The 12,554-nt window shown below is 52.7% G+C and carries 14 protein-coding genes, 3 pseudogenes and 1 riboswitch; of the genes and pseudogenes, 10 read left to right on the top strand and 7 right to left on the bottom strand.

Annotated features, from left to right (window positions below):
• Positions 1-50: 50 nt before the first annotated feature.
• Entirely contained in the window at positions 51-578 is a 528-nt protein-coding gene (locus LH51_RS18360; protein ID WP_036525073.1) for a hypothetical protein, read from the top strand.
• Between the two features lie 15 nt (positions 579-593).
• Here LH51_RS18360 and LH51_RS18355 read toward each other — a convergent pair whose 3' ends face one another.
• The 7 genes from LH51_RS18355 to LH51_RS23185 form a co-directional block, all read right to left on the bottom strand.
• Positions 594-1,250 carry an ATP-binding cassette domain-containing protein gene (locus LH51_RS18355; protein WP_081960911.1) on the bottom strand — a complete coding sequence of 219 codons (657 nt, stop codon included), beginning with the start codon at positions 1,248-1,250 and terminating at the stop codon, positions 594-596.
• Positions 1,251-1,351: 101 nt separating this feature from the next.
• Positions 1,352-1,714: a hypothetical protein gene (locus LH51_RS18350; protein WP_160173769.1), complete on the bottom strand. Its 363-nt coding sequence runs from the start codon at positions 1,712-1,714 to the stop codon at positions 1,352-1,354.
• A complete protein-coding gene (locus tag LH51_RS19725) occupies positions 1,683-2,288 on the bottom strand; it encodes a hypothetical protein (RefSeq protein WP_052063950.1) in 606 nt (201 codons plus the stop codon). Before LH51_RS19725 ends, LH51_RS18350 begins: the two co-directional genes overlap by 32 nt.
• Positions 2,285-2,776, bottom strand: a complete 492-nt coding sequence (locus tag LH51_RS19720) for a hypothetical protein (RefSeq protein ID WP_052063949.1) — start codon at positions 2,774-2,776, stop codon at positions 2,285-2,287. Before LH51_RS19720 ends, LH51_RS19725 begins: the two co-directional genes overlap by 4 nt.
• Positions 2,777-2,816: 40 nt before the next feature.
• Positions 2,817-3,011 carry a hypothetical protein gene (locus LH51_RS23195; RefSeq protein WP_235263825.1) on the bottom strand — a complete coding sequence of 65 codons (195 nt, stop codon included), beginning with the start codon at positions 3,009-3,011 and terminating at the stop codon, positions 2,817-2,819.
• The gene (locus LH51_RS23190) at positions 2,996-3,538 is read right to left on the bottom strand and encodes a thiamine ABC transporter substrate-binding protein (RefSeq protein ID WP_235263824.1); all 543 of its coding nucleotides are present in this window, start codon (positions 3,536-3,538) and stop codon (positions 2,996-2,998) included. The genes LH51_RS23195 and LH51_RS23190 overlap by 16 nt, the downstream gene beginning before the upstream one ends.
• A complete protein-coding gene (locus tag LH51_RS23185; protein ID WP_235263823.1) occupies positions 3,538-3,813 on the bottom strand; it encodes a hypothetical protein in 276 nt (91 codons plus the stop codon). Before LH51_RS23185 ends, LH51_RS23190 begins: the two co-directional genes overlap by 1 nt.
• 45 nt (positions 3,814-3,858) lie before the next feature.
• A riboswitch (TPP riboswitch) is annotated at positions 3,859-3,948 on the bottom strand.
• Between the two features lie 11 nt (positions 3,949-3,959).
• Here LH51_RS23185 and LH51_RS18335 point away from each other — a divergent pair.
• The 9 genes and pseudogenes from LH51_RS18335 to LH51_RS18295 all read left to right on the top strand — a co-directional run.
• Positions 3,960-4,724, top strand: coding sequence for a phosphotransferase (locus LH51_RS18335; RefSeq protein ID WP_081960910.1), 765 nt, complete (start codon positions 3,960-3,962; stop codon positions 4,722-4,724).
• Positions 4,725-4,784: 60 nt separating this feature from the next.
• Positions 4,785-5,764: pseudogene (gene trhO / locus LH51_RS18330) on the top strand (oxygen-dependent tRNA uridine(34) hydroxylase TrhO).
• Positions 5,765-5,766: 2 nt separating this feature from the next.
• A complete protein-coding gene (locus LH51_RS18325) occupies positions 5,767-6,204 on the top strand; it encodes a DUF192 domain-containing protein (RefSeq protein ID WP_036525066.1) in 438 nt (145 codons plus the stop codon).
• A gap of 203 nt (positions 6,205-6,407) precedes the next feature.
• Complete coding sequence (gene urtA / locus LH51_RS18320) at positions 6,408-7,700, top strand: urea ABC transporter substrate-binding protein (protein WP_036525064.1); 1,293 nt, start codon at positions 6,408-6,410, stop codon at positions 7,698-7,700.
• A gap of 109 nt (positions 7,701-7,809) precedes the next feature.
• A pseudogene (gene urtB, locus LH51_RS24985) lies at positions 7,810-9,399 on the top strand (urea ABC transporter permease subunit UrtB).
• Positions 9,400-9,402: 3 nt separating this feature from the next.
• Positions 9,403-10,485 (top strand): urea ABC transporter permease subunit UrtC, encoded by a 1,083-nt coding sequence (gene urtC, locus LH51_RS18310; RefSeq protein ID WP_036525062.1) that lies wholly within the window; start codon positions 9,403-9,405, stop codon positions 10,483-10,485.
• Entirely contained in the window at positions 10,482-11,321 is an 840-nt protein-coding gene (gene urtD / locus LH51_RS18305) for an urea ABC transporter ATP-binding protein UrtD (RefSeq protein ID WP_036525060.1), read from the top strand. The genes urtC and urtD overlap by 4 nt, the downstream gene beginning before the upstream one ends.
• Positions 11,322-11,323: 2 nt before the next feature.
• Complete coding sequence (gene urtE / locus LH51_RS18300; protein ID WP_036525058.1) at positions 11,324-12,025, top strand: urea ABC transporter ATP-binding subunit UrtE; 702 nt, start codon at positions 11,324-11,326, stop codon at positions 12,023-12,025.
• Positions 12,026-12,360: 335 nt separating this feature from the next.
• A pseudogene (locus tag LH51_RS18295) lies at positions 12,361-12,554 on the top strand (hypothetical protein); the annotation flags it as partial.

The following is a 12,554-nucleotide window of genomic DNA, read 5'->3' as shown; positions in this document are numbered from 1 at the left end:
CAGGGTATTAATGAGGCCTGGCTGAATCAGGTACGCTGTCCAACCACCCCATGACCACGATGCTTGGCCCCGTCCTCAGTGGCATAAACCTGCGCATTGACAGTCTACAAATTGATCAGCCAGAGCCAACTGGCACCGGCCTCGTTGCCATAGCATCGCCGAATGCGCAGGGGCTACTATCAGCCGCTGGCATGTTTATTCCTCAGATCGCCAGTCTGAATCTGCAGGCCGATGGTGAGATCAAGAAAGTTCAGCCGGATCTTCTGCCGCCGGACATGCCTACGGTACATGCGGCTATGTCACAGGAAGCTATCCTGCTTGGCATAGGTCTGGATAAACCCACAGAACTGAAGTCTGAGCTAACAGTTGATGCTGACCCACGCTCACTGATGACTTATGGCCACATCAGTAGTGATTTGTATGCCACGCTGGCCGAGATCGGCAGTCAACTGCCCGGCACCCAGGCACCCGATGCCGATGAGCTGAAGCGACTGGCTGAAGTGTATGAAAAAACCGAGTTCTGGATCGGCATTGATGCCGGCGGTATTGAGCTTGGCATGGGTGTTGAACTTAAGTAAGCCCCTGGCAGCCGATCAGATCATCAGGGTCTGATCGGCCCAAGTGTCACTATCTGATTGCTGGTGAGTCACCAGTATGGCCAGCTTTCCGCTTGCACCCAGTTCTGCGCGAATCCAGTTACCGGCAATCTGACGAGTGGCTGCATCCAGTGCACTAAACGGCTCATCCAGCAACAAGAGTGGTTTATCGCGCAATACCGTGCGAATTAGTGCAATACGCTGACGCTGACCACCGGAAAGATCACCTGGCAAGCGCTGCAATAGATCGGCGACCCCAAGATGTTCACAAGCCTGCAACACCTGCTGCCACTGCGCTACATCCGGCTTGGCGCGGTAAAACCCCAAGCGCAGATTCTCTGCAACACTGATATGCTCAAACAGATTGTATTGCTGAAACAATGAAGACACCGGACGCTGCGCGGCATCCTGTTGATCGATACGCTGGTTATTCAGCCAGATCTCGCCCGTGTCAGCTGGCAGGAATCCTCCAAGACACTCCAGCAAAGAGCTTTTCCCGGCACCACTTTCACCCATCAATACCAGCAACTCACCCGGCCTGAGTGTAAAGTGATGCAACCAGGTTTTATCTCCACGAGACAACTGCAGGTGTTCAACCTGTAGTCCGACTGAACGCAGCCCGGCTGAACGCAGCCCGGGTATTTTCTCAACCATGATCTTTTTCCAGAAATCTTAATGCCGCCAGTGCCAGCGCCAGTAATAAAACAGACACCAGGCCGCTTCAGCCAGGCGATAGCCGCCGGCCAGGGTATAGATTAACCAAGCAGGGTACGCCAGTCATCACTGCCAAAAATAGCAAACACCGACATATCCCCCAGCGCCAGCACAAAGCTGATCGCCAGCACCCGCCGTAGCAAGGGTTTCAGATAGGGCAGATACACACAGCGCCAGTGCGTAAGTCGAGTCAGATTCAGATCCGCCAGGAGTCGGGTATAACTGGCATCATAGTCAGACACAGCCGGACGCAGTTGTTGAAACACGAAAGGCAGTGCAATCACCGCATTCATCAGAATCACAGCGATCCAGCATAGGCCTGCCAATCCACCCAGGGCATCAGCAGAATATATAACCCCACCGATACCACCATCACGGTACAACCAAGGGATAGAGTGCAACACCCGCAATCCATTGACGAAAATGCTCTCGCCGTCCGGTACGCCAGAGTGACAGCAGTGCCAATGCCAGACAGACCGCCAGCAGAGATGCTGCCACAGCGAGTGTCAGTGAACGTATTATCACCCAGGTCAGTTGGGTTTGTTGCAAAAAAGCCCAGTCAGCCTGCCAGGCCAGCGGCAAGAGCACCAGTATTGGCAAGGTCAAAAACAACCAGCCCAGCAGATAAACCAATCGCCCTGCCCAGTAAAACAAAGCACTCGAATCAGGCAACCACACCTGCCCGGCTTGTGCTGGCGCCAACCATTGAAAACGTCCCATACGGCTGAAAATCAGAAAAATACCGCCAGCTAACACCAACTGCGTCCAGGCCAGAAACAGCGCTTCTGACGGATTGAAATCATATTTCAGCGCTTGATAGATCGCCACTTCCAGCGTGCTCGCAGCGGGGCCGCCACCCAATGCCAGAACGACAGCAAAACTGTTGAAACACAGCAGAAAAATAAATCCACTGACGGCTGGCAGAACACTTCTGAGTACCGGCCACTCAACCACTCTGAAACGCTGCCACCCGGTCATGCCCAACTGCGCCGACAGCTTCCAGGTGTTCGCAGGGATACTTTGCCATTGAAAGGTAAGTACACGAATAGCAAAGGGCAGGTTGAGAAATACATGCGCCAGTAAAATGCCATTAAGCCATACAATTGCCAGCTTTCACCCAACCATGGGGTCAGCCAGCCTGAACGGCCAAACAGCGCCACCAGTCCGGTAATCAAGATCAGCGAAGGCATCACAAAACACAGCAGGCACCAGCTCAGAAACCATTGCTTTCCCGGCAGCCTGGTATCCAGCGCCAAGGTACGTGCCAAAGGCATGGCAAGCAGAACCGAAATCCCGGCACTCAGCAGCGCCTGCCAAAGCGAAAAACGCAGCAACTCCCAGAACCAGCGCTCCTGTAACAGGTAGCCATAGGGTTCAGCACGCCCCCAGCCTGCCAGGGCTAAAAACGCCAGCAGACTGATCCCCAGCACCAATATCACTGCTAACCAGCCAGGCAGCTGAGACAAGGATAGTGGTCTTGCTGATGAGAAGTGAGCGACAGACATACTAACGACTGACAGCGTTGCGCCAGATGCTGATCCACTCGCGCCGCTGGGCATCGACTTCATCCGGGCTAAAACCTATCACCTCTCGTTCTGCTTCCGCGAAAGCGGCTGGCAGATCTATATCACTGCGAACCGGCAGCATCCAGTTGCTCTGGGGTAGCAATGACTGTACCTCTTCACTCAGCAGAAAAACCAAAAACGCCTGTGCCAGTTCGGTTCATCACTGTAGGCTGATACCGCAGCCACTTCCACCTGTGCCGTATGCCCCTCGTCAAAACGGGTAGCCTGATAAGCATGTGTCTCTTCGACCAGTTGATGGTAAGCCGGTGAAGTAGAATAACTCAGCACATAATCAGCCTCACCCTGCAGAAACATACCATAGGCCTCTGACCAGCCTTTGGTGACTGTTACCGTGTTGGCGGCAAGACGCTGCCAGGCCTGTTCGGCTTCATCCCCATAAACAACCTGCATCCAGTGCATCAGGCCCTGACCTGGGGTGCTGGTGCGCGGGTCCTGATAGATAATACTGGCGTCGCTGTTAATCAACGCATCTAAAGAGGTCGCAGGCTTTGTCACTTTGCGACTGTCGTAAATAAAGGCAAAATAGCCGAAATCAAACGGAATAAAATGACTATCCTGCCAGTCCAGTGATGTGCGTAATGGCCAGTCTGCAAGTGTTAAATCATGCGCCTGCACCAGGCCTAATCGGCGCGCCTGCGGCATCAGCAGATCATCCAGGCCAACAATAACATCAGCTCGGTACTATCTCCCTCCAGTCGCAGTCGATTCAATAGTGAAACCCCATCATCACTACTGGTGAAATTCACCTCACAGTCGCACTGAGCTTCGAACAGCTGTTTCAATGCCGGACCCGGCCCCCAGCTAGTGGTGAAACTACTGTAGGTATAGACATTTAACACGCGTGCTTGAAGGTTCACTGCTATCAACAACAGGAATACAGCGGCCATTAGCTTGCAGGTATGGGTATGAATTTTCACAGATGGACTCCGGAGATTCGACACCGGCTCAGAAAGGAATCAGCGACAGGCTGATATCTCAATTCCTACGCCAGTATTAACTGGATCAGGTTCAGCGGGTAAACTCTCAGCCTATTGGCACCCCGATGAGATAACCTGAGTATACCATGACCCACTTAAGGCACCACCTTTCAGCCGAACTCCCCCAGGCATTACAGGACCACCTCCCCCCTGTTGAATCGATGCAGTTTTTAGGTCAGGGCAGTCGCAACCGTCACTGGCGGCTGCATACGGTAGAGCAGGTATATATATGGCGTGAGTTTGGCCTGACTCCACCGGGAGCAAACCGACAACTGGAATTACAGGCACTACAAACCCTGCAATCGAAACCCTGGGTACCGCGACTGGAACTTTGCCTACCCGAAGGCGTGTTATTTTTAGCCGATGCTAACGCCGTACCGATGCAGGACACCCTGAATCCACAACAGCGACAACAACTGTTACAGGCCGTTTTGGCACTTTGGCAACATCCATTTGATGCCGCACCAAATGACTATGATCAGTTGATTCACGATTATGCGGTGCTGGCGGGACCGGACTATGCCGCCTTGGCCGAGCAACTGTTGGATACATGCCGACACTGGCAGGCTGAACAATTTTGTCTGATTCATCAGGACTTGCACCCAGGTAACCTGTTAATCACGGATCAAGGCATTCAATTAATCGACTGGGAATACGCGGTGCGCGGTAATCCCTGGATAGATGCCGTGGCACTTGAACGTATGCTCGGACTGAGTCCGGCTGAACAGCAGTTGTTAGAAACCCGGTTGCCCGACCTGGCTTATAACGATCCCTGGCAGACGATGGGCTGCTGGCTGACACAGTTGGACCAGCTTTGGCAGGCCGCGCAAAAAGTCCAAAGCGTGATATAATATCAGATCGATTTAATCAACTATTTTGACCTTCCAGGTCGTTAACCCGGCGGTAGTTCCATGTCCTCGATTGTTGTTTGTGCCCTGTATAAATTTGTTACCCTGAACGACTATATGCAGTTGCGGCCCCAACTGCAGGCACTGCTGGAAAGTGCACAGATTCGGGGCACTCTACTGCTGGCACAAGAAGGCGTGAACGGCACCCTGGCCGGAAGCCGTCAGGCGATAGATACACTGAAACACTGGTTTGCCGCCGATGTACGTTTTCAGGGCATAGATTACAAGGAGTCACTGACCGACGAGCAGCCCTTTTACCGCACCAAGGTCAAACTGAAAAAAGAGATCGTAACCCTGGGCGTTGAAGGCATAGACCCAAAACAGGTGGTCGGCACCTATGTTGAACCTGCGGACTGGAATGCGCTGATCAGTGATCCGGATGTACTGCTGGTGGATACCCGCAATGATTATGAAATCGGCCTGGGTAGCTTTAAAGGTGCCATCAACCCGAAAACCGACAGCTTTCGTGAGTTTCCAGCCTATGTCAAAAACCAGCTGGATACGCAGAAACACAAGAAAGTGGCGATGTTCTGTACCGGTGGCATCCGCTGTGAAAAAAGTACCGCTTACCTGAAGGAACAAGGTTTTGAAGACGTCTACCATCTGCACGGGGGTATTCTGAAATACCTTGAAGAGGTACCTGAAACTGAATCCCTCTGGCAGGGGGAGTGCTTTGTGTTCGACAATCGTGTCACGGTTGACCATGACTTGCAGCCCGGTCATTATTCACTCTGTGCTGGCTGTCGTATGCCCCTGTCTGCAGCTGACAAGCAGCACCCTCAGTATGAAGAAGGGTCAGTTGTCATCATTGCTACGACACCCAGACGCCGGAGCAGCGTCAGCGCTATGCGGCCAGACAACAGCAGATCAAGCTGGCGCTTGAACGTGGCGAAGCCCATCTCGGCGCGGATGCGGTCAAAGCGGCTGAGCAGCACAGAGCTGAAAAACACGCACGCAAAGCGGCTGAAAAACGGAAAAACTAACCATGCACAGCATTGTGAAGCTATGGATCGCAACCTGCCTGCTCAGCCTGCCAGTCCTACTTCAGGCTGATACAGGTGTTGATGAGTTTCTGTTGCTGGATATACAGGATCAGCAGCTCGTGGTTGAAGTCGCACTCAGTCCGGAACAACGCTCCAAGGGGTTGATGAACCGCCAGGAGATGCCAGCCGATGCGGGCATGCTGTTTATTCTCGATCCGCAACCGCGCCAGTGCTTCTGGATGCGCAATACCTATATTCCCCTGACACTGGCTTTTCTTGACGAAAGCTTCACCCTGCTGCAATTAAGTGATATGCAACCTCTCTCAGAAGAACTCCACTGTGCTGATCAACCTTCCCGTTATGCATTGGAAGTTAATCAAGGCTGGTTTGAGCGACACAATGTCGTGGTGGGAGAACAACTACAACCACGCCTGCCCTAATGCACTAATAGAGTGCAAAACAACAGATCCAGCTATTTTTCCACGCACTCAAATCACGCAAACGCAACACTGGATAGCTAAAAACGACCCCGGCGAAAGTCTGCGCGACATCAATTACCCTATGATAAAACAGCTGTTTTTATAAGTTGGCATAGATTCTGCTGTTATCAGGTTTGACGTATAACCCAAATAGGATCAGACCGATGAAACAGATTAAAACAAAGCTCGCTACCGCATCCTGTGCCCTGGCTCTGTCTATAGCCGCTATCACTGCTCAGGCAGCAGAAACCATCAAAGTAGGTGTGCTGCATTCACTCTCCGGCACCATGGCTATCAGTGAAACCACCCTGAAAGATACCATGCTGATGCTGATTGAAGAGCAGAACGCCAAGGGCGGCCTGTTGGGCAAGCAGCTGGAAGCGGTTGTGGTTGACCCGGCATCCGATTGGCCGCTGTTTGCAGAGCGTGCACGCGAACTGCTGGAGCGGGATAAAGTGGCAGCCATTTTTGGTGCCTGGACCTCTGTTTCCCGCAAATCGGTTTTGCCCGTGGTTGAAGAACTCAATGGCCTGATGTTCTACCCGGTTCAGTATGAAGGTGAAGAATCCTCCAAAAATGTCTTCTATACCGGCGCCGCACCTAACCAGCAAGCCATCCCGGCGGTGGATTATCTGATGAATGAGCTGGGTATTGAACGTTGGGTACTGGCAGGCACCGACTATGTCTACCCACGTACCACCAACCGTATTCTGGAAGCCTATCTGAAGCAAATGGGTGTTGCTGAAGATGACATCATGATCAACTATACACCTTTCGGTCACTCTGACTGGCAGACTATCGTGTCTGATATCCGCACCTTCGGCTCGGCTGGCAAGAAAACCGCGGTTGTTTCCACCATCAACGGTGATGCCAACGTGCCTTTCTACAGCGAGCTGGGTTCACAGGGCATTTCAGCTGAAGATATTCCAGTTATTGCCTTCTCAGTCGGTGAAGAAGAACTATCCGGTATTGATACTACGCCACTGGTCGGCCATCTGGCGGCCTGGAACTACTTTATGAGCGTTGACACTGAAGTTAACGATGACTTTATCGAAAAATGGCATGACTTTATCGGTGATACCGACCGCGTTTCCAACGACCCGATGGAAGCCCATTACATCGGCTTTAACATGTGGGTTGAAGCGGTTAACAAAGCCGGAACCACAGATCCGGAAGCTGTTCAGGAAGCCATTATCGGCGTCACGGTACCTAACCTGACCGGTGGTTATGCCGCCATGATGCCCAACCATCACATTACCAAGCCGGTATTGATTGGTGAAATTCAGGATGATGGCCAGTTTTATGTGGTCTGGCAAACACCAGGCACAGTGGCTGGTGACGCCTGGTCTGATTACCTGGAAGGTTCTAAAGATATTATTTCCGACTGGCGCAAGCCGCTGGAGTGCGGTAACTACAACGTAGTCACCAAAACCTGTTCAGGTCAGAACTTCGAGTAACAGCTGCTCGCTGCAAATGCCGGTCCGGATGTAGCTCCGGACCGGCCCCTCCCAGCCAAGCGTCAGGAACACCAACATGACAAGCCGGATAGTGCGTAAACTGCGCATCATGGGGCTGATAACCCTGTTACTCTTAAGTGCTGTGCAAACGGCCGCGGCTTTTGATGAAGAGCCGTTATTACTCGAATTTGAAGCCCTGCTGGTTTCTTCAGACAGAAACGACACCCGCAGAGCCATTGAACTGCTGGCGGCATCTGAACACCCGGAACAACTGACACTGCTGTCACTGTTGCTGGAAGGTAACCTCTATCGCAACCGCGATGATGACCGACTCTACCAGCTTGAACAGCACGAAGAAGGTCAACCGGCCGAACGCCTGTTAGGTGATGAAAGCCGGATTATCGAGAGCCGCCGTGACTTTCGCCGAGTTACAGTTAACAACGCCCAGCGCTCACAAATCCGTCAAGTAATGGCATTGACCGGCTTATCATCTGACCAGTCCGCGAAACGCTTAACCGCGGTCAAACAACTGATGCGGGATTTTGATGCAGATACCCTGGCCTGATTCGCAATGCTTATCCTGATGAAACAGATCCGAAAGTACGCGAATTAATGGCCGTTGCTCTGGCTATAGACACCCTGAGCCACGGCGATCCAGCTTCACTAAGCGATGCCATTGATACCCTCAGCGGATCACTGGAACCGCGTGCCCGTAATGCGCTGATGCAGTTCAGTGACGCCTCTGATAATGACAGTCTAAAAGCGCAGGCCGATGCCGCATTGGTAACAATTGATCAGAAGATAAAATTCTACAAAGGGCTCGAAACCCTCTATTTTGGTCTCAGCCTGGGATCGGTGCTGGTACTGGCGGCTATAGGTCTGGCCATCACCTTTGGCGTTATGGGCGTGATCAATATGGCCCATGGTGAACTGATCATGATCGGTGCTTACACCACCTTTGTCATTCAACAACTCATGCCTGACCATATCGGCCTGTCGATACTGGTATCCATTCCCGCCGCCTTTATCGTGTCAGTCTGGTCGGTATTGCCATCGAACGTGGAGTAATCCGCTTCCTCTATGGACGCCCATTGGAGACACTACTGGCCACCTTCGGTATCAGCCTGGTACTGCAACAAGCGGTGCGCTCGATATTCTCCCCACTGAACCGCAGTGTCGAAACCCCCTCCTGGATGAGCGGCATGCTGGAGTTTAACCCGGTGTTTGCCATCACCCTGAACCGGCTGTACATCATCCTGTTCTGTTTCATCGTATTCTTTGCTTTGCTGCTGATACTGAAACGCACCGCACTGGGTTTACAAGTCCGGGCTGTATCCCAAAACCGCGCATGGCCAGGGCCATGGGGGTGCGCTCTGAGCGAGTCGATATGATGACCTTTGGCCTCGGCTCCGGCGTGGCTGGCATTGCCGGTGTCGCACTGTCGCAGATCACCAATGTCGGGCCTAATCTGGGACAGGCCTACATCATCGACTCCTTTATGGTGGTGGTGTTCGGTGGGGTCGGCAATATCTGGGGCACACTGGTGGCCGGCATGACACTGGGTGTGGCAACCAAACTGGTTGAACCTGCGACCGGTGCGGTACTGGCAAAAATTCTGGTGCTGGTTTTCATCATTCTCTTTATTCAGAAAAGGCCCCGTGGACTCTTCCCACAGCGTGGCCGTGCCGCTGAGGATTAAGCCATGTTATGGAATCTGATTAAACAAGACCGTGGCGGGCAAGTGCTGCTGGCACTGTTGGTTCTGGCAATTATTCTGGTGCCTATTCTCAACGGCCTGCCCACTGACCACCCGCTGCACCTGCCCACCTATATGGTGGCGGTCATGGGTAAATACCTGACGCTGGCACTGCTGGCACTGTCAGTCGATCTGGTTTGGGGCTATCTGGGCATTTTAACCCTGGGGCACGGCGCCTTCTTTGCCCTGGGTGGCTATGTTATGGGTATGTACCTGATGCGTCAGATCGGTGATCGCGGCGTGTATGGACACCCTGAACTGCCTGATTTCATGGTGTTCCTCAACTGGGACAGCCTGCCCTGGTATTGGTACGGACTGGATCAATTCTGGTTTGCCGCCATTATGATCCTGCTGGTGCCGGGTTTACTCGCCTATATCTTCGGGGCTCTGGCATTTCGTTCACGCGTATCCGGTGTCTACCTATCCATCATCACCCAGGCACTGACCTTTGCGCTGATGCTGGCATTCTTCCGCAATGAGATGGGTTTCGGCGGCAACAACGGCCTGACCGACTTTAAGGATATACTCGGCTTTAACCTGCAGTCGCGGCAGACGCGTGTCGGGTTATTTATCGCTTCGGCTGTGGCACTGGCACTGGGCTATCTGCTGTGTCGTTACATCACTCAAAGCCGTCTTGGCAAGGTGTGTGTGGCGGTGCGCGATGCCGAATCACGTTCACGCTTTTTGGGCTATCGGGTTGAAAACGTTAAACTCTGGGTGTTCACTCTGTCGGCCATGATCGCCGGTGTTGCCGGTGCCCTCTACGTACCGCAGGTCGGCATCATCAACCCCAATGAGTTCTCACCACTTAACTCCATCGAGATCGTGGTCTGGGTTGCCGTAGGCGGTCGTGCCACGCTTTATGGAGCCGTGGCAGGTGCGATTTTCATCAACTATGCCAAAACCTGGTTTACCACCGAACTGCCGGATGTCTGGTTGTTTGCACTGGGGGCCATTTTTATTCTGGTGACGGTATTCCTGCCCAAAGGACTGGCAGGTCTGCTGCGGCGTCGGGAGGGTAACGCATGAGCCAGGCCTCTTTACTGACTGAAATAAAAGATAAAAGCCATGTATTTTCTTTTATGCAGTCTCAAGCCTCACCGGCACTGAACGTAGACAAGCAGATATTGCTCTATCTGGAAGGGCTATCGGTCAGCTTTGATGGTTTTAAAGCCATCAATGATCTGAACCTGTATATCCGTGACGGTGAACTGCGCTGCATTATCGGTCCCAATGGCGCTGGCAAGACCACCATGATGGATATCATCACCGGTAAAACCCAACCCGATAGTGGCTCGGCCTGGTTTGGCCAGACCATTAACCTGCTGGAACTGGATGAACCCGCCATCGCCCAGGCGGGTATCGGACGCAAGTTTCAGAAACCCACCGTGTTTGAGTTTCTTAGTGTAGAAGAAAACCTGATTCTGGCCATGCCGGATGAGCGCAGCGTGATCAGTCTGTTACTGGCCAAACTGAATGGTGAGCAGCGGGATCGTATTGATGAAGTGCTGATCCAGGTTGGGCTGAAAGAGCACGCACTGATCCGCGCAGGCAGTCTGTCGCATGGCCAGAAACAGTGGCTGGAGATCGGCATGCTGCTGATGCAGAAACCGCGACTGCTACTGGTCGATGAACCTGTAGCAGGCATGACCCATCAGGAGATGGACCGTACCGCCGAGCTGTTGATTTCCCTGTCGGGCAGTCACTCTGTGGTGGTGGTCGAACACGATATGGATTTTGTCCGCCAACTGGCTGGTAAGGACAGAACTGTCACCGTGTTGCACCAGGGCAGTGTGCTGGCCGAAGGCAGTATGGATCAGGTGCAGAACAACCGTAAAGTGATTGAAGTCTATCTGGGAGAGTAAACATGATCAGTATACAGGGACTCAATCAGTTCTATGGCGAAAGCCACACCCTCTGGGATATCGATATGCAGATTCCCGAAGGTCAATGCACGGTATTGATGGGCCGCAATGGCGTAGGGAAAACCACCCTGCTGCAATGCATTATGGGCCATCAGAAAGTGGCATCCGGACAAATTTTACTCAATCCGCAAGACAAGGATCTGGTGAAAGCCTCAGTGGAACAGCGCCCGCGTCTTGGCGTCGGTTATGTACCTCAGGGACGGCAAATTTTTCCACTGCTCACAGTGGAAGAAAATCTGCAGATCGGCCTGCCGGTGTTACCCCGCGGACAGCGCAAAATACCTGACTACATCTTCGAACTCTTTCCGGTACTCGCCGATATGATGCACCGCCGCGGTGGCGATCTGTCCGGTGGGCAGCAGCAACAGTTGGCTATCGGACGCGCACTGGTGGTTGATCCCAAGTTGCTCATTTTGGATGAACCCACCGAAGGGATTCAGCCCAATGTGGTGCAGGAGATCGGCGACATTATTCGCAAGCTGAATCGGGAGATGGGTCTGACAGTATTATTGGTCGAGCAAAAGCTGCCCTTTGCCCGCAAGGTGGGGGATCGCTTCTGTATTCTGGATCGTGGACGGAAGGTGGCTGAGGGGGCGATGGATAGCCTGGATGATACGCTTATCAAGCAGTATTTGACGGTATAAGTGCCGTGCGGGGTAGTGGTATCGCTTTGGTGTGACACGCTATTCGTCATCCATGACACGCTCAACTGCCGCCCTGACCGCCATGGACGGCGGGAATGCCGAAAATGCAGGAGTATTTTTCGGCCTTGGCGGCAGACGGTCACTCCAAAGCGATACCACTACCCCGCCCACAGCTTTGTGCCCGCTGAAAGATAAACAGCATGGTCATGGATCATTAAAACTGTAAAATAATGAACATGGTGGTAAGCACCTACCACTCTGACATCCGTAACAAGGAAACGCTGGAGCAAAATTTCAGGGTGGGTGTCCTATGAATAGCATGCAAGGAGTGCAACATGAAAAATGAACTGGTTTATACACTGACAGAGAGCTTCGAAAGCCACGCCCAACAGACGGAAAATGGCGTGGAATACTGGCTGGCGCGGGATGTGCAACACCTGCTTGGCTATAGTGAGTGGCGTAATTTCTTGTCTGCGATAACCAAGCAAAAACAGCCTGCGAAGTCTCTGAACAAGATGTCGGAAACATT

The sequence above is a fragment of the Nitrincola sp. A-D6 genome (genome assembly GCF_000764495.1).
GTDB lineage: Bacteria > Pseudomonadota > Gammaproteobacteria > Pseudomonadales > Balneatricaceae > Nitrincola.
The sequence above is the reverse complement of the archived record's forward strand: the minus strand, read 5'-3'. Positions and strand labels throughout refer to the sequence as shown.